Source organism: Saccharopolyspora oryzae (assembly GCF_027853915.1).
Lineage (GTDB): Bacteria > Actinomycetota > Actinomycetes > Mycobacteriales > Pseudonocardiaceae > Saccharopolyspora > Saccharopolyspora oryzae.
The window spans coordinates 1-24130 of sequence record NZ_JAQGLA010000006.1 but is presented as its reverse complement, the minus strand read 5'-3'; the positions used below and the strand labels follow the sequence as shown (position 1 = coordinate 24130).

The following is a 24130-nucleotide window of genomic DNA, read 5'->3' as shown; positions in this document are numbered from 1 at the left end:
CACCGTCGCATCGACGCAGGGGTGACAGGACTTGAACCTGCAACCTGCGGTTTTGGAGACCGCTGCTCTGCCAATTGAGCTACACCCCTTTGCGGCCCAAGACCTCGACCGCAGCTCGGGACGCCCGTCACCGCCATGGAACCGGAGTCCCACGGTGTGCTCAGGCATCCCAGGTTCGAAAGTGTACGGCACGCCGACAACCGCTTTCCAACGGCACCCCCCGTGTCGCGCGGAGAACATCTCCGCCGCAGGTGAGGAGCGTGTCGATGACCACTTTCTGCCACCATGCTGCCATGACCCCACCTGACGCGGAGAACCAGACCCGGGTGTCGGCGCGGATCGGCGGCATCACCGAGTCCGCCACCCTGGCCGTGGACACCAAGGCGAAGGCGCTCAAGGCGGCCGGGCGCCCGGTGATCGGGTTCGGCGCCGGCGAACCGGACTTCCCCACGCCTCAGCCGATCGTGGAAGCCGCCATCGCCGCCTGCAGCGACCCGAAGAACCACCGGTACAGCCCGGCCGCAGGCCTGCCGGAGCTGCGCGAAGCCATCGCCGCCAAGACCCGGCGGGACTCCGGCTACACCGTGGAGCCCGGCCAGGTGCTGGTCACCAACGGCGGCAAGCAAGCCGTCTACGAGGCGTTCCAGACCCTGCTGGACCCGGGCGACGAGGTGCTGCTGCCCGCGCCGTACTGGACGACCTACCCCGAGGCGATCACCCTGCCGGGTGGAATTCCGGTGGTCGTCCCGGCCGACGAGTCGACCGGCTACCTGGTGTCGGTCGACCAGCTGGAGGCGGCGCGCACGCCCCGCACGAAGGTCCTGCTGTTCAACTCGCCGTCCAACCCGACGGGCGCGGTCTACCCGCCGGAGCAGGTCGAGGCGATCGGCCGCTGGGCCCTCGAGCACGGCATCTGGGTGGTCACCGACGAGATCTACGAGCACCTGGTCTACGGCGACGCCCAGCACGTGTCGATGCCCGCGGTCGTGCCCGAGCTCGCGGACACCTGCGTGGTGCTCAACGGCGTCGCCAAGACCTACGCCATGACCGGCTGGCGGGTGGGCTGGATGATCGGCCCGCAGGACGTGGTCAAGGCGGCGACGAACCTCCAGTCGCACCTGTCGTCCAACGTCGCCAACGTGTCCCAGCGAGCCGCCCTGGAGGCCGTCAGCGGCCCCCTGGACGCCGTCCACGAGATGCGCGCGGCCTTCGACCGGCGGCGCCGCAAGATCGTCGAGCTCCTCTCGGCGATCCCCGGCGTCAGCTGCCCCGAGCCCCAGGGCGCGTTCTACGCCTACCCCTCGGTGAAAGCCCTGCTGGGCAAGGAGATCCGCGGCACCCGCCCCCGGACCAGCGTCGAGCTGGCGAGCCTCGCGCTCGAGCAGGCCGAGGTCGCGGTGGTCCCGGGCGAAGCCTTCGGCACCCCCGGCTACTTCCGCCTCTCCTACGCCCTCGGCGACGACGACCTGATCACCGGCGTGACCCGCCTGGGCGAACTCCTCGCCGAAGCCGAATAGCTCGGTGGAGGGCACCTCCGCAGGTGCCCTCCACCGCTCACCAGATCGTGTTCGAGGCCGGGCCCTACCGGGGGAGGCGGACGGTGGCGGTGGCGCCGCCGAGGACGCCCTGGTCCGCGCTCTTGGCCGTGATGGCGACCTTGACCGTGCCGTCCTCGTTGATCTTCGAGATCTTGCCGGTGATGTTCACCTGCGCGCCGGTGCCGTCGTCGGGCACCACGACGGGGCGGGTGAAGCGCACTCCGTAGTGGACGATCGCGCCCGGGTCGCCGGTCCACTCGCTGACCAGGCGTCCGGCCACGGCCATGGTGAGCATGCCGTGCGCGATGACGTCCGGCAGCCCGACCTCGGTGGCGAACCGCTCGTTCCAGTGGATCGGGTTGAAGTCGCCGGAGGCGCCCGCGTAGCGGACCAGGTCCGCGCGGGTGAGCGGAACGCTCAGCTCGGGCAGCTGGTCGCCGACGGCGACCTCGGAAATCCGCACCTTCATCACGCCTCGCCCTCCGCGGTGCCGCGAGCCACCAGCATCGACTTCGCGGTGCACACCGGTTCGCCCTCAACGGTGGTGATCTCGGCCCGGACGGTCAGGAAGTCGTTGCCCGCGCGCGCCTTGATGTCGTCCACGTGCACGACGGTGACCAACCGGTCACCGGCCCGGATCGGCCGGTGGTGGGTGAACTCCTGCTGCCCGTGCACGACCCGGCTGTAGTCGAGGCCGAGCTGCGGGTCCTCGACGATCGCGTCGTGGGCACCCATCGAGAGGATCACGGCGAAGGTCGGCGGAGCGATCACGTCGGGGTAGCCGGCGGCCTTCGCGGCCTCGGCGTCCCGGTACAGCGGGGAGTCGTCCTTGATGGCGGAGGCGAACTCCCGGATCTTCTCGCGCCCCACCTCGTAGGCAGCGGTGGGCGGATACTCACGTCCGATGAAAGACTGGTCAAGCGGCACCCGCGCAGGCTACCGGACCCCGGAAGAGCCCCAACCCCGCCGACCAGCGCAGACCCGGAATCGTGCCGCTCCCCACAGATCAAACCCCGGCCCCGGGCACGAAAAAGCCCGCCCCCAGTGTCGGGGACGGGCTGAAAACCGCGGAGACTCCGCTCAGCGAGTTTCCTTGTGGAGCTTGTGCGTGCCGCAGTTCATGCAGAACTTCTTCATCTCCAAGCGGTCCGGGTTGTTGCGCCGGTTCTTGTTGGTGATGTAGTTGCGGTGCTTGCACTCCTCGCACGCCAGCGTGATCTTGGGTCGGACGTCGGTGGCGGCCACGGGGGTGCCTGCCTTTCTGCCTCGGTAATCTGCTGGGACGGCTCGCGGGCGGGCCCGCGGGAGCCGGTGACTGGTAGCGGTGGCCGGACTTGAACCGGCGACACAGCGATTATGAGCCGCTTGCTCTACCGACTGAGCTACACCGCCATGCCGAGACCTTCGATGCGAGCACCGGGAGCCTCAGCCGACGCAGGATATCCCACGCAAAACAGCCACAGCACCTAGTTTAGCGAGCACTGCGGCTGTCTTTCGAGCCCCAATACGGAATCGAACCGTAGACCTTCTCCTTACCATGGAGACGCTCTGCCGACTGAGCTATTGGGGCGTTGCTCCCTGCGGAACGTCTAGAACTTTACACACCTCCCGAGGGCCCCAGAACAGGGGGGTACCTTTTCGGTGAAAACGCTGGTCAGGGCCGGTTTTTCGGCGCCAGGAGGCGTTCTGGGCGGCAAAACCGGGCTCAGTGCAGGAGTGTGAGGACGGTCTCCGATCGGGAGCCGGTTCCCCGTTTGGTGCGGGCCTGCAGCCACGCCTCGAACCGCTCCTCGGACAGCGGCCGGGAGATCAGGTAGCCCTGCGCCACGTCGCAGCCCATCTCCACCAGCAGATCGCGCGCGGCGTCGTCCTCGACGCCCTCGGCGACCACCGCGAGGTCCAGGGAGTGGCCCAGCTCGACGATCGAGCGGACCACGGCCATGTCACCCAGGTCGGTGCCCATGCCGAGCACGAAGCTCTTGTCGATCTTCACCTCGTCCACCGGTAGCTGCCGCAGGTAGGCCAGCGACGAGTAGCCGGTGCCGAAGTCGTCCACCGCCAGCACCACGCCCATCGCGTGCAGCCGCCGCAGGACCGGCAGGGCCCGCTCCGGGTCGGCCATCACGCTGGACTCGGTCAGCTCGAAGGTCAGCAGCTCGGGCGGGATGTCGTGGCGCGCCAGCGCCTCGGCGACGTGGTCCGGGAAGTTCTCGTCGGCCAGGTTGCGCACCGAGAGGTTCACCGCCACCGACATCCGCAGGCCGCCGTCCAGCCACTCCCGGATCTTGATCAGCGCGCACTCCATGACGAACGAGGTGAGCGCGTCGACCAGGCCGGTCGCCTCGACCAGCGGCACGAACTCGTCCGGGTCCAGCCGCCCGTACTCCGGGTGCGACCAGCGCACCAGGGCTTCGGCGCCGACCACGCGGCGCTCGGGCAGCGCCACCTTGGGCTGGTAGTGCACCTCGACCTGGCCGGTGTCCATCGCCTGCCGGAACTGGGTGACCAGCTGGAACCGGCGCAGGAAGACCTGTCCCATCGCGGGCGCGTAGCCGCGGACCCCGTCCTCGCCGTTGCGCGCCGCGCGCACTGCGACGTCCGCGCGCTGCAGCAAGGTGTCGATGTCGTTCTCGCACTCGCCGTCGGCCGGCGCGGACGAGGCGTACCCGGCGACGCCTGCCGCCTCCACCACTATCCGGTCCAGCGGGTACGGGCGGGCGATCGTCTCGCGCAGGTGCTGCGCCAGCTCGTGGGCTTGGGCTTCGGTGCGGTCCAGCAGGAGCACCGCGAAGGAGTTGGCCTCCAGGCGGGCCAGCGGGGCTTCGCCCAGCTCCTCGCGCATCCGCTGCCCGGCGGCGACGACCATCCGGTCGCCCCAGGTGTAACCGAGGGCCTCGCTGACCGTGGTGAGCACGTCGAGGTCGATGCGCAGCACGACCGCGGTGCGGCCGTTGCGCAGCTCCTCGGCGGCCATCTCGCGGAACCCGGTCCGGTTCAGCAGCCCGGTCAGCGGATCGTGGTAGGCGTCGTGGCGCAGCCGCGCGAGCAGGCGCCGGTTGTCCATCGCGGTCGCGAGGTGGCTGGCCAGCGTGTGCAGCAGCCGCACGTCAGCCCGGCCGAAGCCGCGCCAGCGGCTGACCCGGTCGTGCACCTCGACGGCTCCGAGCAGCTGGGTCGCGCCGCGCAGCGGGACGGCCAGCGCCTCGTACGCGCCGCGCTGCCGCAGTGCGCGCCGCACTTCCTCGGGCGCTTCCAGCGTCTTGAACGAGCGCACGTGGCTGCCGGGCAGTTGCAGCAGCGGGTCGTCGCGCAGCGCCGACGGCGCGGCCTGCCAGGCAGCGTCCGGCAGCTGCTCACCGGAGACGAGCGTGCTCACCTCGCCGCTGGGATCCAGCCGCAGGCGCAAGACCACGCGGGTGGCGTTGAGCTGCTCCCGGATCCGCTCGGCGACGGGCTCCCACTCCCCCGCCTCGGGCTCCACGTCCGCGGATTCGCTCGGCCCCTGCGCGCTGCGCTGCCCGTACCGCGCCACGCTCAGGCTCACGTCGCTGAGCGCTTCCAGGTCGCGCTGCTCGCGCATCAGATCGGAGTACGCCCGGTACAGGCCGATCACCGCCGCGGCGACCAGCGCCACCAGCAGCCAGCCCCACGGCGTGCTCAGCGCCACCTCGTAGCTGATCAGACCGACCGAGGTGTTCAGCAGACCGACGGCGAGCGTGCGCACCGCCAGTCGCGCCCCGGCCGAAACCCGCATGGCGCCGCCCAGCACGTGCAGCGCGGCGAGCGCGAAACCGCAGCTGATCAGCGATGAGGTCAGCGTGCCCACGACCGGGCCGAACCAGACCGGGGCGACCTCCATCAGCGCCTGGTTGACCCCGTGGGCGACCGCGAACGGCACAGCGATCTCCAGGCACATGACCCCGGCGTTGTAGGCGACGTGGGTGGCCGCGCGGCGGCCGACCTGAGCACCCAGCCCGGCCAGCAGGTTCGCCGCCAGCGCGACTTCGAACGGGACCGTGAGCAGGGCGAGGATCAGCGGGATCTCGGTGAAGGAGATCGTCCAGCCGACCCGCTTGACGTCCACGTCGATGGTCAGCTGCTCGGCCAGCAGGAAGCCCATGGCCAGCAGCGGACCGAGGAACAGCAGGTCGGAGCGGTAGTGGAAGGGCAGCCAGGCCGAGGTCAGGGCAGAAGCCAGCACACCGGCGGCCAGGACCGCGAAGGAGAAACCCGCGAACACCCGGCGCCGGGCCGGGTCGACTTCAGGGCGCACCGGTGGCCGCGCCGGCTCCAGTTCGGCCTGTGGACCGAGGGAGCGGTGACGCCCTATCATCCACGCTCCTCCCCGCCCGACCTGCACGGGCGCACCACGAAAACGCCGCGAACGATCGTGACGCACGCCAGCACGCCTTGGCCAGGGGCTAATGGCCCGCGTCGCACCTGGCGGACGTGGGCCGGAGCAGCGGTGTCGATCATTGGTCCGGACATCTCCACCGGAGATCCGGGGTTGACCTGCGGGTATTTCACGTGCGCCACTCGAGCAACACCGCTCGTTGGGCTCAGCGCGCCAACCGCGAAGATCCTGTGAGTATCCCCGCAGCAACCAAATCGACGCACACGGTCCGCGCACGCCGATCACCGAAGGTCACGACTGGAGGCCGAACTCGTCGAGGAAGTCCCGGATGGCCCGGTCGAGGTCGGCCAGCCCGGACTCCTCGACCGGCAGGTGCCCGGCTCCGGCCAGCTCGGCGGACCGGGTCGGCCCGCTGATCCGGTCGAAGAACCGCTGGGACAGCAGCGGAGGGGTCCAGCGGTCGTCGGCCGGGTGCGCGAGCAGGAGCGGCGGGCCGCCGAACGCTTCCGGCGGCACCGCGGGCGGCGCGGCGAGGCAGCTGCGGATGAAGCCGAGCGCCAGCCAGCTGCCGCCGCCGACGGGATCGGCCCACACCAGGTTGGCCAGCTGGGCGTGGTTGGACACCGCGGCGATGTTGGCGAGCCAGTGCGCGGGCACCCGCGCGACCGACAGCGGACCGGGCACCAGCCCGAGCAGGCCGGACCACCGGGCCATCTCCGGCCGGGCGGCCAGCCGTCGGCGGGCCTCGCTGCGCGTCGGGTCGACCAGGCAGGTGGCGATCACCCCGGCCACCGCACCACCGGAGCGCGCGGCGACGTCGTAGGCCAGGCGACCGCCGGTGCTCATGCCGAGCAGCACGATCGGCCGGTCGTCGCGGGAGCGCTCCAGCCGCACCAGGTCGCGCACGCAGTCCACCCAGTCCTGGTAGGTGGTGCCGCGCCGGGACGCGCTGGTGAGGCCGAACCCGGGCAGGTCGGGGGCGATGAACTCGAAGTCGGACAGCGCGGGCAGCCGCCCGTACGGCGCGAGCATCCGGCCGTAGGTGCCGATGCCGTGCAGGGCGATCAGCTTGGTAGGCGCGTGCTCGCGCACGACGCGGTCGAGGTGCACCTTGACGTCCCGCCACGACCACCACTGCTCGGCTGGCGCGTTCTCCGCGGTGACCTGCAGGGCACCGGGGAAGAAGTCCTGGTAGCGCAGCCAGTAGAGCTGTTCGCGGTAGCCGGGGCCGACATCGGCGGCGGACCCTGGGGTGGATGGAGCGCTCGAAGGCACACTTCGAACATACGGAGTGAACGGGACCTCCCGCATCGACCGGGAGCAGGCCCGCACTTGGTCCGTCCAGCCGCGAACAGCCCTTCTGACCTGCGTCGATGCTGCCGGATGGGCGACTCGGACGGCGTGCGGGAATGTGATCGTCACCGCATTCGACGGCGGATCGGGTGACGCGTCAGCTGCGCGGATCGAGGCGGATCACGTCGGAGTCGAGGTCCAGGGGACCGCCGGACTCGCGCTCGTCCTCCTTGACCACTTCCACCCAGGCCAAGTGCTCCAGCTGGTGCTTCGCACCCGCGCTGAACAGCCCTTCGACGCCCAGGACCGCCGACCCGGTCGGGCGCGGCTCAGCTTCCCGCGGCGCAGCTGCTCGCTGCTCCTGCCGCCGCTTCGCGCGGGCTGCCCGGTCGATGGCCATGCGCCCAGGCTAGCCGGACGAACCGCGCATCCGGCAGTCCTGCCGTCAATGCGCCACACCTCGCGTACGCTGCGATCTCGTGCTCGATCCGTACTTCGTCCAGGTCAACACGGCGGAACTCGCGGACCTCGGGCGGGCGTTCGACGTCATCGACCGGCACGCCGAGATCAACGACCGGTACCGCGCGATGCTCGCCGCTTCGCAGCAGGTCCTGGCCGCCGACGAGATCCGGCTCACCCAGGCCCGCGGACTCGCCAAGCGGCTGATGGTCCTGGTCAAAGCGGCCGGACCGGGCTTCCGGGACAGCTTGCCCGCGGAGGCGCGCACCGCGCTGGACGCCGGTTCCGCGCAGGCCAGCGCGCTGGTCCTCGATCTCGGACAGGGCTGAACACCCGCAACACCACCCCCGGCGAAAACGGGTGGACGACGGGTTGTAGTATTTTTTTCGCAAGCCAGCGCTGCTGGTGCGCACGCCAGGTTGCCCGAGCGGCCAAAGGGAGCTGACTGTAAATCAGCCGGCATTGCCTTCGGAGGTTCGAATCCTCCACCTGGCACACGCCGAACCGACCCCGTGACCAGCTGGTCACGGGGTCGGTTCTTTTGCTGGGCAGGTGCGGTGCGAGCCCGCCCCGCCCCCGCAGCACCCGGTAGCGTGTTCGCACGACACGAGGCTGCGTCTCAACGGGAGGTAAGACACGTGGCAAACCCGTCCTTCGACGTGGTGAGCAAGGTGGACACCCAAGAGGTGGACAACGCGCTCAACCAGGCGGCCAAGGAACTCGCCAACCGGTTCGACTTCCGGGGCACCGGCACCAAGATCCAGTGGTCCGGGGAGGCCGCGGTGGTGCTGGAATCGGAGACCGAGGAGCGCTGCAAGGCCGCGATCGAGGTCTTCAAGGAGAAGCTGATCAAGCGCGGCATCTCGCTGAAGGCCCTGGAGATGGGCGAGCCGGCCAGTTCGGGCCAGATCTACAAGGTCTCCGGCAAGATCGTGCAGGGCATCTCGCAGGACGTGGCGAAGAAGATCTCGAAGAAGATCCGCGACGAGGGCCCCAAGGGCGTCCAGGCGCAGATCCAGGGCGAGCAGCTCCGCGTCTCGGGCAAGAAGAAGGACGACCTCCAGGAAGTCATCCAGTTGCTCAAGTCCAGCGACTTCGACGTGGCCCTCCAGTTCGAGAACTACCGCTGAGAAGCGCGTTTCCGGTGCGGGCGCCGGTCCCGTGAGTCTTTTGGGTCGCTATCGCAGCCCGAAGGACTCACGGGGTCTTGGCCGCCGCGCTGGGCTGGGGGCTCTGCTGGTGTTCGAGTGGGAGGTGCTCGGGTGAAGGGGATCGTGCTGGCCGGGGGCAGCGGAACGCGGCTGCACCCGTTGACGCAGGTCGTGTCCAAGCAGCTGCTGCCGGTCTACGACAAGCCGATGGTCTACTACCCGCTCTCGGTGCTGATGCTGGCCGGGATCCGGGACGTGCTGCTCATCTCCACCCCCGCCGACATGCCGCTGTTCCAGCGGCTGCTCGGCGACGGCTCGCAGTTCGGCATCGAGATCTCCTACGCCGAGCAGCCCGAACCCAACGGGCTCGCCGAGGCCTTCGTGATCGGCGCCGACTTCGTCGGTGACGACCCGGTGGCGCTGGTGCTCGGCGACAACATCTTCTACGGCCAGGGCTTCTCCGGGATCCTCCAGCAGTGCGTGCGCGATCTCGACGGCTGCACGCTGTTCGGCTACCCGGTGCGCGACCCGGAGCGCTACGGCGTCGGCGAGGTCGGCGACGACGGCCGCCTGGTGTCGATCGTCGAGAAACCGGCCGAACCGAAGTCCAACATGGCCATCACCGGGCTGTACTTCTACGACAACGACGTGGTCGACATCGCCAAGGGCCTGACCCCGTCGGCGCGCGGCGAGCTGGAGATCACCGACGTCAACCTCGCCTACCTGCGCGAAGGCCGAGCCCGGCTGACCTCGCTGGGCCGCGGCTTCGCGTGGCTGGACACCGGCACGCACGACTCCCTGGTCGAAGCGGGCCAGTTCGTGCAGGTGCTGGAGCACCGCCAGGGCGTGCGGATCGCCTGCCTGGAGGAGATCGCGCTCCGGATGGGCTACATCTCCGCGGACGCCTGCTACGAGCTCGGCGCCCGCCTCGCCAAGTCCGGCTACGGCGAGTACGTCATGGACGTCGCCCGCCGCTCCGGCGCCTCGCGCTGAGCCGTCACCAGGACGGCGGGAGCTGGTGGCCCGCCATGCCCTCGAGGCGGCGCACCCGGTCCTCGATCGGCGGGTGCGTGGAGAACAGCCGGGTCATCCGCTCGCCGGGGCGGAACGGGTTGGCGATCATCAGGTGGGACTGCGACACCAGCTTCGGTTCCGGCGCCAGCGGCGCCTGCTGGGTGCCGCGCTCCAGCTTCCGCAGGGCGGAGGCCAGCGCCAGCGGATCGCCGGTGAGCGAGGCCCCGGACTGGTCGGCCTGGTACTCGCGGGAGCGGCTGACCGCCATCTGCACCACCGCCGCCGCGATCGGACCGACCAGCGCGACGAGCAGCATCGCGATCGGGTTGGGGCGGTCCTCGTCCCGGCCGAACATGCTGAAGAACATCCCGAAGTTGGCCAGGAAGGTCACCACGCTGGCCAGCGCCCCGGCCACGCTGGAGATCAGGATGTCCCGGTTGTACACGTGCGAGAGCTCGTGCCCGAGCACCGCGCGCAGCTCGCGCTCGTTGAGCAGCTCCAGGATCCCGGCCGTGCAGCACACCGCGGCGTTGCGCGGGTTCCGGCCGGTGGCGAAGGCGTTCGGGGCTCGGGTCGGGCTGATGTAGAGCGCGGGCATCGGCTGCTTGGCCGAGGTCGCCAGCTCCCGGACGATCCGGTACATCGCGGGCTGCTCGGCCTCCGACACCGGCCTGGCGTGCATCGCGCGCAGGGCCAGGTTCGCCGAGTTGAAGTAGGCGTAGCCGTTCATGGCGAGCGCGACGACCAGGCCGATCACCAAGCCGGTCCGCCCGAACAGCGATCCGATGAGCAGCACCAGCGCGCTCATACCGCCCAGCAGCAACGCCGTTTTCAAACCGTTGAAGTGACTGTGCACCGTGCCTGCCTCCACCAAGGGCCCGACTGGGGGCCGACACCTTCAGATCGCCGCAACCGACGATCTCCCCGATCTGTTCGAAGGTCACTCAGAGAACGAGCAGGCGCGACTCGTAGTTCCGCTGGGCGGATGTGCCGAAGGCAACGGGAGGCCGCGCACCGACTCGATCTAGCATGACCCGCCGGTAGTTGAAAATAAAACTTCGCCCGCTGCGGCCGGCGGTCGGGCAGGAGGGATCCAGATGATCTTCGCCAAGTTGCGGCGGCGTTCGGCGGGCAAGAGCGGCTCGTCGCGACCCGGCGTCTCCAGCTTCCTCACCAAGCCGCTGGACAGCGGGGTGGTGACGTTCCAGGTGCAGGACGAACGAGGCCAGCTGCTGCCCGGCGCCGTCGTGACGCTGAAGGGCCGCCTCAACCAGCAGACCGCGCACGGCGTGACCGACAGCTACGGCAGCTTCGCCACCTCGGTCCCGCCCGGCGAGCACCGGCTGTCCATCAGCGCCGGCGGCTACCGCCGCTACACCACCCAGATCGAGGTCGGCGTCAACCGGCACGTCCAGCTCGGCACCGTCCAGCTGACGCCGGACGAATCGCTGGAACCCCCGCTGCCCGGCCGCTACCGGTTCGACCCGTACCACACCGAAATCCGGTTCGTGGCCCCGCACATCGGCATGTCCAAGATCCACGGCATGTTCAAGGAGTTCGACGGCGTCGTGCAGGTCGCGGAGCGGTTCGAGGACTCCCGGATCGAGGTGGCGATCAACGCGGCGAGCATCGAGACCGGCGTCAAGATGCGCGACGACCACCTGCGCTCGGCGGACTTCTTCGACGTGGAGAACCACCCGCACATCCGGTTCACCAGCAACCGCTTCACCCACCTGCGGGCCGACCGCTGGTCGATCAGCGGGCACCTGACGCTGCGCGGCACCACCCGGCCGGTCGAGCTGGAGACGACCTACCTGGGTCAGCGCAAGTGGCAGGGCCCCGGCTTCGACGGCGACCTGCGAGTGGCCAGCCACTCCACGGCGACCCTGCGCCGCGAGGACTTCTCGGTGGACTGGAAGGCCACCCTGGCCAAGGGAATCGCGGTCGTCGGCCCGACCATCGACATCGAACTCGGCGTCCAAGCCGTCATGGAGTGACGCAAGTTCCACCGAGGATTTTCCATCCTCGTCCTGCGTGGCAGTGCCGGTCATGCCTCCCAGCCCCAGGCCGGACAGGATGGAAAAGCCTCCCTCGATCAGGCGCCGATCCTTCAGTCCGGACTGAAGGCAGTTTCAATTGAAACTGTGATCCGCCGTGCCTGGGATCCGCAGTTTCAATTGAAACTGCAGTCCCACCGGCGTGTCGGGACCCCGACATGCCGGGGTGTGTCGATGTCGGACACGCCGGTGGTTGTGGACAGGTTCCGGGGCCTGTGGAGAACTTCCGCAAGTTCAATGGAAATCGGACGTCGAAATTCCATTGAACTTGCGGGAGACAGCACGAAGGGCACCGCTCGGCGGTGCCCTTCGCCTTCCCCGGCCCCCTCGGTCAGGTGTGCAGTTCGAGCGTGCAGCACTTGGGGCCGCCGCCCGATTTCCGGAGCTCCGAGATGTCCACCAGGATCGGCTCGTAGCCGCGGGCGGCCAGCTGCGCGGCCAGCTCCGTCGCCTCGGTCGGGAGCACCACGTGCTTGCCGTCGGAGACGCCGTTGAGGCCCAGGCAGGCCGCATCCGCGGCGTTCGCGATCACCGCGTCCGGGAACATCCGCTCCAGCACGCGGCGCGAGCCGTCGGAGAACGCCTCCGGGTAGTAGGCGATCCGCGCGTCCTCGCCTCGCTGCAGCACGAACAGCGCGGTGTCGAGGTGGTAGTAGCGCGGGTCGACCAGGCGCAGCGACACCACTGGAACGCCCAGCACCTCCTGCGCTTCGGCGTGCGCCTCCGGGTCGGTGCGGAAACCGCTGCCGGCCAGCAGCACCCGTCCGGTCCAGGCGAAGTCGCCCTCGGCCTCGTTGATCCGGGACGGCATCACCAGGTCGCGGTAGCCGCGGGTGGTGAACCAGCGGCGGAAGTGCTCGGCCTCGGCGGCCCGCTGCGGGGCGCGGAACCGGGCGCCGAGCACCCGGCCGTCGATCACGGTGCCGGAGTTGGCGGCGAAGACCATGTCCGGCAGGCCCGGCTGGGGCTCGATGACGTCGACGGTGTGGCCGAGGCGCTCGTAGGTGCGCTTGAGCTCGTCCCACTGGATCATCGCGCGGTCGGCGTCCACCGGGGTTCCCGGATCCATCCACGGGTTGATCGAGTACTCGACGGTGAAGTACTTGGGCGGGCACATCAGGTAGTGCCGCCGCGTGGCCTGCGGCGACTGGATCGTTTGGGCAGCCTGCTCGGCGATGACCGTCATGAATCGAAATGTAAGCGGTGTCCGAAGCGACCATCAACAACGCTACGTTCGATATTTGCGGCAGAATGTTGCGTATGGACGCCTTGGATCAACGGATCATTTCGCACCTGGTGGCGGACGCGAGGGCGAGCTACGCCGAGATCGGCGCGGAGGTCGGCCTGTCCGCGCCCGCGGTGAAGCGGCGGGTGGACAAACTGCTGGACCTGGGCGTGCTGCAAGGATTCACCGCGGTCGTCGACCCGGAGGCGCTGGGCTGGGGCACCGAGGCGTTCGTCGAGGTGCACTGCAACGGCAACGTCCCGGCGCACCGGATCCGCACCGGCCTGGAACCGCTCCCGGAAGTCGTGGCGGCCTACACCGTGTCGGGGCAGGCGGACGCGATCGTGCACCTGCGCGCGGCGAACATCCACCACCTGGAAGAAGCGATGGAACGCCTGCGCTCGGTCGAGTTCGTCAGCCGAACCGTCTCGACCGTGGTGCTCTCCCGGCTGCTGGAGCGCCAGCCCCAGCCCGACTGAAAGGAACTTGTCCCCGGTGGTCGTTCTGCGTGGCGGTGCAAGTAGCGGAACCTCAGCGGCGCAAGCGCCGAAGGTGGGCTATGCGCCTGACGGCGCATCAAGGACGAAGACCGAAATGAGCGTCAGTCGCGGGCGCGCTGGCCGTTCCAGGGCTCGAAGCCGGCGATCTCGGCGTCCGCCGCGGAGCGGAACCAGACGTCGGCGACGATGTCGTCGTACTGCGGCGAGTCCGGCGAGTGGTACTGGCGGGACGCCGAGTGGCCCTTGATCATCGGGCCGGTCGTCCAGCCGCTGTCGCGCCCGGGGTGCGGGCCTGCGCCCGGCGTGCGCTGCGGCAGCGGCGGTACCGCCTCAGCAGCGCCGTCGGCATCGCCCTCGTCGGTGGCCTTGGGCATGACCTGGGTCGCCTCGGCGCCGACCGGCGGCACGTACGGCGTTTCCCGCTCGCCCTTCGACTCCACCGACTCGAACAGCGACCGCAGCTGCCCGGAGAGCTGCTCCCCGCCGTCGTCGTCCAGCTTCCCGGTCATCCGCGTTGGTTCCGGCTCCCGCTCGACCGGCGTCACCGCCGTGTCGGGCTCCGGCGAGCTCTCAGCGGCGTCCGAGTCGGACGGAACCTGCGTGACCGCGGTGTCCTCCACCGGCGCGGCGGACTCGTCGGCCTCCGGCGCGACCCAGGTGTCCGCCTCCGGCGCCTGCTCCGCGGCCGGGGAGACGCGCGGCTGCACGGCGGTCACCGCGACATCCGATGCGCCGTCCGGGCTCTCCTCGTCCCACTTGCGGAACCAGGTGTTCTCCGTGTCCTCGTCCTCCACCTGGCGCAGGCGCGGGTCGGCCCACGCGCGCGGCGGGCGGTCCCAGTCGCCGATCGGCGGCTCGTCCGGGGGCTGCGGCCGGTGCAGCAGGTCCAGCGGCTCCTGCGCGGTGCCCGGCTCGTCGTAGCCGCCGTCCTCGTCGTAGTCGTAGCCCTCGTACGCCTCGGAGTACTCGGCCAGGCGCCGCTGCAGCGGGCGGACGAACAGCAGCCAGGTGATCAGGGCGCCGAGCGCGAACGCTGCGAGGCTCCACAGCCACACCTGGGTGAACAGCCAGGTGATCACGAGAGATGTCCCTCCTCACGGGCTCCGGCGGCGCCGTTCCCGGCATACCTACCACGGAGCACCACCGCGGCGAGGCGGTGTGATCGGCTCGTGATCGCGCGCACCGGACCTCCGCGGCTCAGCGGGTCCGCGCCACCACGTAGTCGACCAGCGTCGACAGCGCTTCGCGGGCCGGGGTGTCCGGCAGCGAGGCGAGTTCCTTGCGGGCGTCGCCGGCGTATTCGTCCAAAGTGGCCCGAGTGCGCTCCAGACCGTTCGACGCGCGCAGCAGGTCCAGCGCCTCGTACACCTCGGCGTCCTCGGACAGCGGGCGCGACAGCAGATCGCGCAGCCGCGGGTCGGTGTCCGGGTCTGCCAGCGCGTACAGCATCGGCAGCGTGCTCACGCCTTCGCGGAGGTCCGTGCCCGGCGTCTTGCCGGACTCGTCGGCCGGCGAGGCGATGTCGATGATGTCGTCGGAGATCTGGAACCCGATGCCGATCAGCCGGCCGATCCGGTCCAGCGACTCGATGGTCGCCTCGTCCGCACCGGAGAACCACGCGCCGAACCGGCCCGCGGTGGCGATCAAAGAACCGGTCTTCTCGTAGATGACCTGCAGGTAGACCTCGACCGCGTCCTCGTCCGGGCCGACCCCGACGGTCTCCCGCATCTGACCGGTCACCAGCAGCTCGAAGGTGCGCGCCATGTCGCGGACCGCTTCCGCGCCGAGGTCGGCGATCAGCGCCGACGCCTGCGCGAACAGGAAGTCCCCGGCCAGGATGGCGATCGAGTTGTCCCAGCGGGCGTTGGCGCTGGTCGCGCCGCGCCGCATGGTCGCCTCGTCCATCACGTCGTCGTGGTAGAGCGTGGCCAGGTGGATCATCTCCACCACCGCGGCGGACTTGATCACCTCGTCCGCGTGCGGGTCGCCGAACTGCGCCGCCAGCAGGGTGAACAGCGGCCGGAACCGCTTGCCACCCGCCTCCATCAGGTGCAGCGAAGTCCGGGTGGCGAAGTCGAAGTCGCTCCGCACCGACTCGCGCAGCAACTGCTCCACGCGTTCGATGCCCTGCTGCACCGAGTCCGACAACGCCGAGTCGGCGATGTCGATCCCGATCCCCCTGCCCTTGATCAGCTCGCTGATCGGGTCACTCGCTGGCCTGCTCACGTCACCGTCGCCTTCGCTCCCCCAACGATCGCCCTACCGGCGTGCACTCTACGACACGAAGCCACCGACGTTCGCCCAGTCCAGCGCCAAGGTCGGCAGCACGCCCAGCAACAGCGTGACGACCACACCGAGCGTGATCGCAGCTGTCGTGAACGCACCCGGAACGCTGACGGTGGGGCCGTCCGCAGCGGGTTCGCTGAAGTACATCAGCACGATGACACGAAGGTAGAAGAACGCGGCAACCGCACTGGCCACCAGGGCCACCACGACCAGCGGGGCCATCCCGTCGGCCAGCGCCGCCTCGAAAACGACGAACTTCCCGACGAAACCGCTCGTCAGCGGGATCCCGGCGAGGGCGAACAGCAGGAAGGTGAACACCCCGGCGACCAGCGGGGAGCGCTTGGCCAGACCGGCCCAGTCGGACAGGTGAGTTGCCTCACCATCCGACCGGCGGACGAGGCTGATCACGCCGAACACGGCGATCGTGGTGAACCCGTAGGCCAGCAGGTAGAACAGCGTGCCGGACAGGCCGCGCTCGGTCAGCGCCACCGAACCGATCAGCATGAACCCGGCGTGCGCCACCGAGGAGTAGGCGATCATCCGCTTGATGTCGCGCTGGGTGAGGCCGAGCACCACGCCGATGACCATCGAGGCGATCGCGATGGCCCACAGCACGCCCTTCCACTCCCAGCTCGACGCCTGGAACGCGACCTGCAGCACGCGCAGGATGCCGCCGAAGGCCGCGACCTTGGTGCAGGCGGCCATGAATCCGGTCACCGCGGTCGGCGCGCCCTGGTAGACGTCCGGGGTCCAGGTGTGGAACGGACCGACCGAGGCCTTGAACAGCAGACCCACCAGCAGCAGGCCGAGACCGGCGAACAGCAGGGTGTCCGAGCGGTCCGAGCCGGCCGTGGCGTCGGCGATGGCCTGGAGCTTCACCGAACCCGCGTAGCCGTACAGCAGCGCCAGGCCGTAGAGGAAGAACGCCGAGGCGAAGGCGCCGAGCAGGAAGTACTTGACCGCCGCTTCCTGCGAGAGCAGGCGACGGCGCTTGGCCAGACCGCACATCAGGTACAGCGGGAGGCTCAGGACTTCCAGCGCGATGAACATGGTCAGCAGGTCGTTCGCCGCGGTGAACACCATCATCCCGCTGAGGGAGAACAGCGCGAGCGGGAAGACCTCGGTGCGCATGCCGGAAACCGCCGCAGCGGCGCGGCTCATGGTGCCCGGTCCTTCAGCGGGCCGGGACTCGGCGACGAACGCGCCGCCGGGCTCCACCGAGCGGTCCGCGATCAGCAGGATCGCGGCCAGGCCGAGCGCGAGCAGGGTGCCCCACAGGAACAGGGTCGGCGGGTCGATCGCCAGGGTGTCCGACAGCGTGGTCACCCCGGTGCCGCTGGAGCGGGCGTAGACCGCCAGCGCCACTCCCGCGACCACGATCGACACCAGGCTCAGCCCGACCTGCACCGGCCAGCGCTGGTGCCGCGGCAGGAACGCCTCGACCAGGATCGCCAGGCAGGCCGCGCCCAGCAGGATCAGGATCGGGGCGATCGCGGCGTAGTCGATCGGCGGGATCTCCACTTTCGGCGCCTGCGCGCTCAAGACACCCACTGTCAGTTACCTCCCTGCGAGGTCACGGGGTCGGTGACGCCGACCTCGCTCATGGTTGCCGCGACCGACGGGTTGATCACGTCCAGCACCGGCTTCGGGTAGAAGCCCAACGCGAGCACCAGCACGATCAGCGGGGTCAGCACGGCGATCTCGCGGGCGCCGAGGTCGGCGACCCGCTGCCGGTGCGCGCCGGGCTTGGCCGGGTCCACCACGGCACCCGGACCGCCCGCGGTGCCCAGCAGCGCGTCGCCGCGCACCGGGCCCTGCATGGTGCGCTGGTAGAGCCACAGCACGTAGACCGCGGCCAGCACCATGCCGATGGTGGCCAGCACGGTGTAGACCGGCCGGGTCTCGAAAGAGCCGATCAGCACGAGGAATTCGCTGATGAACGAATTCGTGCCGGGCAGCGACAGGGTGCTCAGACCGGCGATCAGCAGCGTGCCGGCCAGCACCGGGGTCACCTTCGCCATGCCGCCGTAGTCGGCGATGCGGGAAGAACCGCCGCGGGCGATCACCATGCCGATCACCAGGATCAGCATGCCGGTCGCGATGCTGTGGTTGATCATGTACGACACCGCGCCGGCCTGCGCCTGCGAGGTGAACGCGAAGATGCCCAGCGCGATGAACCCGAAGTGCGCGATCGAGACGTAGGCGATGAACCGCTTGAGGTCGGTCTGCCCGAACGCCTGGAACGAGCCGTAGAGCACGCCGGCCACCGCGAGCACCAGCACCAGCGGGGCGAGCTGCTGGGAGGCGCCCGGCGTCAGCGGCAGGCTGTAGCGCAGGAAGCCGAACGTGCCGACCTTGTCCAGCACGCCGACCACGATCACCGCGACCCCGATCGGCGCCTGCTGCGCGGCGTCCGGCAGCCAGGTGTGGAACGGGATCAGCGGGGCCTTGATGGCGAATGCGGTGAAGAAGCCGAGGAACAGCCACACCTGCACGCTCATCGGCGCGTCGCGCAGCACCGGCACCAGGGTCGCCCAGTCGAAGGTGCCTTGGCCGGTGACCTCCGCGCTGTAGACGTAGGCGCCGATCGCCGAGGCCAGCATGATCAGGCCGCCGAGGAAGGAGTACAGGAAGAACTTCACCGCGGCGTAGGTGCGGTGCTCGCCGCCGTAGCCGCCGATGAGGAAGTACATCGGGATCAGCATGATCTCGAACAGCACGTAGAACAGGAACAGGTCGGTCGCGGCGAACACCGCCACCGTCAGCGCCTGCTCCAGCAGCAGCAGCGAGAAGAACCCGCCGTGCGTGCGGCCTTCCGGCAGCCGCTCGCCCCAGCTGTAGCCGAGCACCAGCGGGGTGAGCAGCGCGATCACCGCGATCATCACCAGCGCGATGCCGTCCACGCCGAGCGAGAGGCGGATGTCGAACGCCGGGATCCACTCCACCGAGCTGGTGAGCTGCAGCCGCGGCCCGGCCGGGTCGTAGGCGGCCCACGCGGCGAGCGCGAGCACGAGCTCCACCAGGGAGAACCCGAGCGCGGTCCACTTCGCCGCCGGCGCGTTGCCGCGCAGCAGCGCCACCACCACCGACCCGGCGATCGGCAGCAGGATCAGTGCGACGAGCAGGGTCATCGGATCTCCTCCCGGAGCTCGCTCGGCCGACCGAGTCCACAGTGGACGTAGTTGGTCATGACGGGATCCCCACTGCCATCAGGGCGGCGATCACCACGATGCCGCCGAAGAGCATGGACAGGGCGTAGGACCGGACGAACCCGGTCTGCCAGCGGCGGAGCCGGCCGGAGGTGAAGCCCAGGATCCCGGCGATGCCGTTGACCGCGCCGTCCACGCCCTTGCTGTCCACGGTGACCAGACCGCGCGCCAGGCCGAAGGCCGGACGCACCGCGATGGCGTCGTTCAGCGCGTTGCCGCCGAGGTCGGCGCGGGCCGCGCGCACCAGCGGCGAAACCCGCACCGGGCGTTCCACCGGCACCGGCTTGCGCCCGACCACCAGCCACGCGACCAGCACGCCCAGCGCGGAGATCGCCACGGTCAGGATCGGGATCAACGCGTGCGGGATGGCGCTGTGCCCGGATTCCTGGAGCTCGCCGAGCGACGGCGTCAGCCAGGTCACCAGCCGGTCGCCACCGGCGAAGAACATGCCCGCCGCCACCGAACCGACGGCCAGCACGATCATCGGCGCGGTCATCACCGTCGGCGACTCGTGCGGGTGGAAGTCCTTGCCGTTGCCGGCCTTCAGGTCCTTCCAGCGCTTCTCGCCGAAGAACGTCATGAGCACCAGGCGGGTCATGTAGAACGCGGTGAGGCCCGCGCCCAGCAGCGCCGCGCCGCCGAACACCAAGCCGCGCCAGCCCTCCTGGCCGAACGCCGCCTCGATGATGGCGTCCTTCGAGTAGAAGCCGGACAGGAACGGGAACCCGATCAGCGCCAGGTAGCCGAGCCCGAAGGTGGCGAAGGTGATCGGCATGTACCGGGCGAGGCCGCCGAACTTGCGCATGTCGACCTCGTCGTTCATGCCGTGCATGACCGAACCGGCGCCGAGGAACAGCCCGGCCTTGAAGAAGCCGTGGGTGAGCAGGTGCATGATGCCCAGCGCGTACCCGGCCGGGCCGAGCCCGACGGCCAGCATCATGTAGCCGATCTGGCTGACCGTGGAGTACGCCAGGACCTTCTTGATGTCGTCGTAGGCGCAACCGATGACGCACCCGACCAGCAGGGTCACCGCACCGACGATGGTGACCGCCAGCTGCCCGCCCGGCGAGAGCGTGAACAGCGGGTTGGCGCGGGCGATCAGGTACACGCCCGCGGTGACCATCGTGGCCGCGTGGATGAGCGCGGAAACCGGGGTGGGGCCTTCCATCGCGTCCGGCAACCACGCCTGCAGCGGAACCTGACCGGACTTGCCGCAGGCGCCCAGCAACAGCAGCAGCGTGATGGCCAGCAGCACGCCCGGCGAGAGCTCACCGGCGCGGGCGAAGACCTCGGTGTACTGCGTGGTGCCCAGGTTCGCGAACAGCAGGAAGATCGCCAGCGCCAGGCCGACGTCGCCGACCCGGTTCATCACGAACGCCTTGGTCGCCGCCGCGGCCGCCGACGGGCGGCCCTGCCAGAAGCCGATCAGCAGGTAGGAGGCGAGACCGACGCCCTCCCAGCCCAGGTACAGCGTCACGAAGCTGTTGCCCAGCACCAGGACCAGCATCGCGGCGACGAACAGGTTCAGGTAGGCGAAGAACCGGCGCCGCTCGGTGTTGTCCCTGCCGCTGCGGCCTTCCTGGTCGTGCGCCATGTAGCCGATCGAGTAGATGTGGATCAGCGATCCGACACCGGTGATCAGCAGCACGAACACCATCGACAGCGGATCCATCCGGAGCCCGAAGTCGACCTGCAGCTCGTTGACCGGGATCCAGGAGAACATGTGCAGTTCCCGGATCTGCCCGGTCGCCGGCATCCCGGCGATGGAGGAGAACAGCAGGAGGCCGTAGACGAAGGACGCGATCACCGTGGCGCAACCGAGGACGTGCCCCCACCCGTTGGCCCGGCGCCCGGCGACCAGCAGGACCAGCGCGCCCAGCGCGGGGAAGGCGACCAGCAGCCAGGCGCTCTCCTGGACCGCACCGGCCGCGCTGGTCACGTCCGGGTTGGTCCCGGCGAGGAAGGCCCCGGTAGTCATCATTGCCGTCACCACGCGCCCTCTCAGTACTTCAGCAGGTTGGCGTCATCGACCGAGGCCGAGCGACGCGTCCGGAAGATCGACATGATGATGGCCAGGCCGACCACCACCTCGGCCGCCGCGACCACCATCACGAAGAAGGCCATGACCTGCCCGTGCACCGAGCCCTCGATGCGGGCGAAGGTCACCAACGTCAGGTTGACCGCGTTGAGCATCAGCTCGACGCACATGAACACCACGATCGCGTTGCGCCGCACCAGGACGCCGACCGCGCCGATGGTGAACAGCAGCGCCGACAGCAGCAGGTAGTACGTGGGGGTCACTGCCGGACCTCCTCGGATGGGGCGTGCTCGGACTCGTGGCCGTTGTTCGACCCGTTGGTGCGCGGCTCCGCCGCCTGCTGCTCGGGCACGTCGGGCGACTCCTCGTGGTGCCCGGCGGTCAGCGCGTGCGGGTCGGGCCCGGCGGTATCTCCCGCAACGGCCCGGCGTTCTTCGCCGAGCCGGTCGGCGGGCAGGTTCTCCAGCAGCTCGGACAGCGACTCCGGCGCCACCGAACCGTCCGGCAGCAGCGCGGGGACGGCCACCGAGTTCGTGGTGGCGTACACGCCGGGGCCGGGCAGCGGCGACGGGCGGGCGCTGCGGAAGCGGGCGTTGGCGCGCTCCTTCTGGCTCAGCTTCGGACCGCGTCCCTTGCCGCCGTAGGCCAGCACCATCGCCCCGACCGCGGCGGTGATCAGCAGCGCCGAGGTCAGCTCGAACGGGAACAGGTACTCGGTGAAGATCAGCCGACCGAGGCCGCCCGCGCCACCGCCCTGCGGCGTCCACGGGTTCAGCGGTGCGGCGACCGGCACGTCGACGAGCGCCCGGGCCAGCCCGGACACCAGCAGCGCGGCCAGGCCGATGCCGCCGATGCCGGCCCACAACCGTTGCCCGCGGAGGACTTCCACCACCGAGTCGGAGGAGTCGCGGCCGACCATCATCAGCACGAACAGGAACAGCATCATGATCGCGCCGGTGTAGACGATGATCTGCGTGAACCCGAGGAACTGGGCGCTCTGCGCCATGTAGAGCACGCCGAGGCACAGCATCGTCAGCACCAGGAACAGCGCGGAGTGCACCGCGTTGCGCGCGAAGACCATGCCCAGCGCGCCGACCAGCGCCAGCGGCCCCAGGATCCAGAAGGCCGCGGTCTCACCGGCACCGATGGTGGCGCCCTGCGCCTGCACCAGGAACTGCGCGGTTTCGAGGGTCATCTCCCGGCCTCCTCGTGCCCGGACTCGACCGTCTCCTCCGCCGGGATCCCCCGCTGCCGGGCGAGCTCCGGACCGCGGACGTAGTAGTCCTGCTCGTCCTCGCCCAGCCGCATCGGGTGCGGAGGCTGTTCCATGCCGGGCAGCAGCGGCGCCAGCATGTCTTCCTTGGTGTAGATCAGGTCCTGGCGGTTGTCGTCCGCGGTCTCGTACTCGTTGGTCATCGTCAGCGCCCGCGTCGGGCACGCCTCGATGCACAACCCGCAACCGATGCAGCGCAGGTAGTTGATCTGGTAGTCCTTGCCGTAGCGCTCACCGGGCGAGTAGCGCTCTTCCTCGGTGTTGTCCCCGCCCTCCACGAAGATCGCGTCGGCCGGGCACGCCCAAGCGCACAGCTCGCAGCCCACGCACTTCTCCAGCCCGTCCGGGTGCCGGTTGAGCTGGTGGCGGCCGTGGAACCGCGGCGCCGGGATCTTCTTGACCTCCGGGTACTCCTCGGTGACCACCTTCTTGAACATCGTCGAGAAGGTGACGCCGAAGCCCTTGATCGGATCAAACATTCCCATGCGGCGCCTCCTCGCCCTCCGCACGCTCGACCTCGCCCGCGGCACCGGAGCGCACCGGGGTGGGGCGCGGCGGGGCCTCGGGGACCTGCAGGTCCAGCGGCGGGATCGGGTAACCGCTGCCCGACAGCGGCACTTCGTCGGTGTCCTTCTCCGGACGGCGGTCCGGGATCAGGAACGTGGCCACCAGCAGCACCGCGATCACGACGGCGCCGCCGATGAGGAACTGCTGCGTGGTGACCGCTTCGTCGTTGCGCACCGCGCGGATCACCGTCACCGCGATGATCCACAGCAGGCTGCAGGGCACCAGCACCTTCCAGCCCAGGTTCATGAACTGGTCGTAGCGGAGGCGGGGCAGCGTGCCGCGCAGCCAGATGAAGAAGAACAGGAACGCCAGCGTCTTGCCGAGGAACCACAGCACCGGCCACCAACCGGTGTTGAGCACCCCGTCGCCGATCATCGACAGCGGCCACGGTGCGTGCCAGCCGCCGAGGAACAGCGTGGTCGCCAGCGCCGAAACGGTGACCATGTTGATGTACTCGGCGAGGAAGAACAGCGCGAACTTCAGCGACGAGTACTCGGTGTGGAAGCCGCCGACCAGCTCGGACTCCGCTTCCGGGAGGTCGAACGGGGCACGGTTGGTCTCACCGACCATCGCGATCACGTAGACCACGAAGCTGAACGGCAGCAGGAATGCGAACCAACCGTTGGTCTGGGCGTCGACGATGCCCGAGGTGGACAGCGTCCCCGAGTACATGATCACCGCGACGAACGACAGGCCCATCGCGATCTCGTAGGAGATCACCTGCGCCGCCGAGCGCAGCGAGCCGAGCAGCGGGTACGGCGACCCGGACGCCCAGCCGGCCAGCACGATGCCGTACACGCCGACCGACGCGCAGGCCAGCACCACCAGCAGGCCGACCGGCAGGTCCACCAGCTGCAGGGCGGTGCGCTCGCCGAAGATGGTCACCTCGGGGCCGATCGGGATCACCGAGAACGACACCAGCGCGGGCGTCGCCGAGATCACCGGGGCCAGGAAGTAGACCCACTTGTCGGCCAGGACCGGGCGGATGTCCTCCTTGAACGCCAGCTTCAGGCCGTCGGCCAGCGACTGCAGGAGGCCGAACGGGCCGGCCCGGTTCGGGCCCGGCCGGTGCTGCATCCGGCCGATCACCCGGCGCTCCGCCCAGATCGTCAGCAGCGTCATGACGACCAGGAAGACGAAGATCGCGACGACCTTCAGCAGGATCA

General features: G+C 69.7%; 23 protein-coding genes and 4 tRNA genes. 7 read left to right on the top strand and 20 right to left on the bottom strand.

The features are described from left to right. Positions 1–16: 16 nt before the first annotated feature. Positions 17–89: transfer RNA gene (locus OU415_RS05915), tRNA-Trp, on the bottom strand. Positions 90–293: 204 nt separating this feature from the next. Here OU415_RS05915 and OU415_RS05910 point away from each other — a divergent pair. Beyond that, complete coding sequence (locus tag OU415_RS05910; protein ID WP_270947549.1) at positions 294–1517, top strand: pyridoxal phosphate-dependent aminotransferase; 1224 nt, start codon at positions 294–296, stop codon at positions 1515–1517. A 64-nt stretch (positions 1518–1581) separates the two neighbouring features. Here OU415_RS05910 and OU415_RS05905 read toward each other — a convergent pair whose 3' ends face one another. The 8 genes from OU415_RS05905 to OU415_RS05870 form a co-directional block, all read right to left on the bottom strand. Then, a complete protein-coding gene (locus OU415_RS05905; RefSeq protein WP_270947548.1) occupies positions 1582–2007 on the bottom strand; it encodes a MaoC family dehydratase in 426 nt (141 codons plus the stop codon). Further along, positions 2007–2465, bottom strand: a complete 459-nt coding sequence (locus tag OU415_RS05900; protein ID WP_270947547.1) for a MaoC family dehydratase N-terminal domain-containing protein — start codon at positions 2463–2465, stop codon at positions 2007–2009. Before OU415_RS05900 ends, OU415_RS05905 begins: the two co-directional genes overlap by 1 nt. A 153-nt stretch (positions 2466–2618) precedes the next feature. Beyond that, positions 2619–2783 (bottom strand): 50S ribosomal protein L33, encoded by a 165-nt coding sequence (rpmG, locus tag OU415_RS05895; protein WP_093155303.1) that lies wholly within the window; start codon positions 2781–2783, stop codon positions 2619–2621. A gap of 71 nt (positions 2784–2854) precedes the next feature. Next, positions 2855–2930 (bottom strand) — tRNA-Met (locus tag OU415_RS05890). Between the two features lie 105 nt (positions 2931–3035). Beyond that, a tRNA-Thr gene (locus OU415_RS05885) sits at positions 3036–3108 on the bottom strand. A gap of 135 nt (positions 3109–3243) precedes the next feature. Next, entirely contained in the window at positions 3244–5871 is a 2628-nt protein-coding gene (locus OU415_RS05880; protein WP_270947546.1) for a putative bifunctional diguanylate cyclase/phosphodiesterase, read from the bottom strand. 312 nt (positions 5872–6183) lie between these two features. Further along, complete coding sequence (locus tag OU415_RS05875) at positions 6184–7167, bottom strand: alpha/beta hydrolase (RefSeq protein WP_270947544.1); 984 nt, start codon at positions 7165–7167, stop codon at positions 6184–6186. Positions 7168–7342: 175 nt separating this feature from the next. Then, entirely contained in the window at positions 7343–7585 is a 243-nt protein-coding gene (locus tag OU415_RS05870) for a hypothetical protein (protein ID WP_270947542.1), read from the bottom strand. 79 nt (positions 7586–7664) lie between these two features. Between OU415_RS05870 and OU415_RS05865 the strand changes: the two genes are divergently transcribed. The 4 genes from OU415_RS05865 (at position 7665) to rfbA (ending at position 9788) form a co-directional block, all read left to right on the top strand. After that, positions 7665–7973: a hypothetical protein gene (locus OU415_RS05865; protein ID WP_270947540.1), complete on the top strand. Its 309-nt coding sequence runs from the start codon at positions 7665–7667 to the stop codon at positions 7971–7973. Positions 7974–8057: 84 nt separating this feature from the next. After that, positions 8058–8139, top strand: a tRNA-Tyr gene (locus OU415_RS05860). 143 nt (positions 8140–8282) lie between these two features. Beyond that, positions 8283–8774, top strand: a complete 492-nt coding sequence (locus tag OU415_RS05855) for a YajQ family cyclic di-GMP-binding protein (protein WP_270947538.1) — start codon at positions 8283–8285, stop codon at positions 8772–8774. A gap of 132 nt (positions 8775–8906) precedes the next feature. Next, a complete protein-coding gene (gene rfbA / locus OU415_RS05850; protein WP_270947537.1) occupies positions 8907–9788 on the top strand; it encodes a glucose-1-phosphate thymidylyltransferase RfbA in 882 nt (293 codons plus the stop codon). A 4-nt stretch (positions 9789–9792) separates the two neighbouring features. On the opposite strand, the gene htpX is transcribed toward rfbA, so the two are convergent. Continuing rightward, the gene (gene htpX, locus OU415_RS05845; RefSeq protein ID WP_270947535.1) at positions 9793–10665 is read right to left on the bottom strand and encodes a zinc metalloprotease HtpX; all 873 of its coding nucleotides are present in this window, start codon (positions 10663–10665) and stop codon (positions 9793–9795) included. 241 nt (positions 10666–10906) lie between these two features. Between htpX and OU415_RS05840 the strand changes: the two genes are divergently transcribed. Next, positions 10907–11806, top strand: coding sequence for a YceI family protein (locus OU415_RS05840; protein WP_270947533.1), 900 nt, complete (start codon positions 10907–10909; stop codon positions 11804–11806). A gap of 391 nt (positions 11807–12197) precedes the next feature. On the opposite strand, the gene ddaH is transcribed toward OU415_RS05840, so the two are convergent. Continuing rightward, positions 12198–13052: a dimethylargininase gene (ddaH, locus tag OU415_RS05835; protein WP_270947532.1), complete on the bottom strand. Its 855-nt coding sequence runs from the start codon at positions 13050–13052 to the stop codon at positions 12198–12200. Positions 13053–13126: 74 nt separating this feature from the next. Here ddaH and OU415_RS05830 point away from each other — a divergent pair, with 74 nt between their 5' ends. Continuing rightward, the gene (locus OU415_RS05830) at positions 13127–13570 is read left to right on the top strand and encodes an Lrp/AsnC family transcriptional regulator (RefSeq protein ID WP_270947531.1); all 444 of its coding nucleotides are present in this window, start codon (positions 13127–13129) and stop codon (positions 13568–13570) included. A gap of 122 nt (positions 13571–13692) precedes the next feature. Here OU415_RS05830 and OU415_RS05825 read toward each other — a convergent pair whose 3' ends face one another. The 9 genes from OU415_RS05825 to nuoH form a co-directional block, all read right to left on the bottom strand. Further along, positions 13693–14670, bottom strand: coding sequence for a sunset domain-containing protein (locus OU415_RS05825; protein ID WP_270947530.1), 978 nt, complete (start codon positions 14668–14670; stop codon positions 13693–13695). A 118-nt stretch (positions 14671–14788) separates the two neighbouring features. Further along, positions 14789–15817 carry a polyprenyl synthetase family protein gene (locus OU415_RS05820; RefSeq protein WP_270947529.1) on the bottom strand — a complete coding sequence of 343 codons (1029 nt, stop codon included), beginning with the start codon at positions 15815–15817 and terminating at the stop codon, positions 14789–14791. Positions 15818–15865: 48 nt separating this feature from the next. Beyond that, positions 15866–17419, bottom strand: coding sequence for an NADH-quinone oxidoreductase subunit NuoN (nuoN, locus tag OU415_RS05815; RefSeq protein WP_270947528.1), 1554 nt, complete (start codon positions 17417–17419; stop codon positions 15866–15868). Between the two features lie 11 nt (positions 17420–17430). Continuing rightward, positions 17431–19008: an NADH-quinone oxidoreductase subunit M gene (locus OU415_RS05810; RefSeq protein ID WP_270947526.1), complete on the bottom strand. Its 1578-nt coding sequence runs from the start codon at positions 19006–19008 to the stop codon at positions 17431–17433. Positions 19009–19063: 55 nt separating this feature from the next. Continuing rightward, entirely contained in the window at positions 19064–21067 is a 2004-nt protein-coding gene (gene nuoL / locus OU415_RS05805) for an NADH-quinone oxidoreductase subunit L (RefSeq protein ID WP_408641798.1), read from the bottom strand. A 20-nt stretch (positions 21068–21087) separates the two neighbouring features. After that, positions 21088–21387 (bottom strand): NADH-quinone oxidoreductase subunit NuoK, encoded by a 300-nt coding sequence (gene nuoK / locus OU415_RS05800; RefSeq protein WP_270947525.1) that lies wholly within the window; start codon positions 21385–21387, stop codon positions 21088–21090. Then, a complete protein-coding gene (locus tag OU415_RS05795; protein WP_270947522.1) occupies positions 21384–22319 on the bottom strand; it encodes an NADH-quinone oxidoreductase subunit J in 936 nt (311 codons plus the stop codon). The genes nuoK and OU415_RS05795 overlap by 4 nt, the downstream gene beginning before the upstream one ends. Beyond that, positions 22316–22882, bottom strand: coding sequence for an NADH-quinone oxidoreductase subunit NuoI (nuoI, locus tag OU415_RS05790; protein ID WP_270947521.1), 567 nt, complete (start codon positions 22880–22882; stop codon positions 22316–22318). Before nuoI ends, OU415_RS05795 begins: the two co-directional genes overlap by 4 nt. After that, a complete protein-coding gene (gene nuoH, locus OU415_RS05785; RefSeq protein ID WP_270947520.1) occupies positions 22869–24128 on the bottom strand; it encodes an NADH-quinone oxidoreductase subunit NuoH in 1260 nt (419 codons plus the stop codon). Before nuoH ends, nuoI begins: the two co-directional genes overlap by 14 nt. Positions 24129–24130: the final 2 nt, after the last annotated feature.

Coding starts and splice junctions, on each gene's coding strand:
- OU415_RS05910 (WP_270947549.1), top strand. CDS start 294: ATGACCCCACCTGACGCGGAGAACCAGACCCGGGTGTCGGCGCGGATC.
- OU415_RS05905 (WP_270947548.1), bottom strand. CDS start 2,007: ATGAAGGTGCGGATTTCCGAGGTCGCCGTCGGCGACCAGCTGCCCGAG.
- OU415_RS05880 (WP_270947546.1), bottom strand. CDS start 5,871: ATGATAGGGCGTCACCGCTCCCTCGGTCCACAGGCCGAACTGGAGCCG.
- OU415_RS05870 (WP_270947542.1), bottom strand. CDS start 7,585: ATGGCCATCGACCGGGCAGCCCGCGCGAAGCGGCGGCAGGAGCAGCGA.
- OU415_RS05840 (WP_270947533.1), top strand. CDS start 10,907: ATGATCTTCGCCAAGTTGCGGCGGCGTTCGGCGGGCAAGAGCGGCTCG.
- ddaH (WP_270947532.1), bottom strand. CDS start 13,052: ATGACGGTCATCGCCGAGCAGGCTGCCCAAACGATCCAGTCGCCGCAG.
- OU415_RS05830 (WP_270947531.1), top strand. CDS start 13,127: ATGGACGCCTTGGATCAACGGATCATTTCGCACCTGGTGGCGGACGCG.
- OU415_RS05810 (WP_270947526.1), bottom strand. CDS start 19,008: ATGACCCTGCTCGTCGCACTGATCCTGCTGCCGATCGCCGGGTCGGTG.
- nuoL (WP_408641798.1), bottom strand. CDS start 21,067: ATGATGACTACCGGGGCCTTCCTCGCCGGGACCAACCCGGACGTGACC.
- OU415_RS05795 (WP_270947522.1), bottom strand. CDS start 22,319: ATGACCCTCGAAACCGCGCAGTTCCTGGTGCAGGCGCAGGGCGCCACC.
- nuoI (WP_270947521.1), bottom strand. CDS start 22,882: ATGGGAATGTTTGATCCGATCAAGGGCTTCGGCGTCACCTTCTCGACG.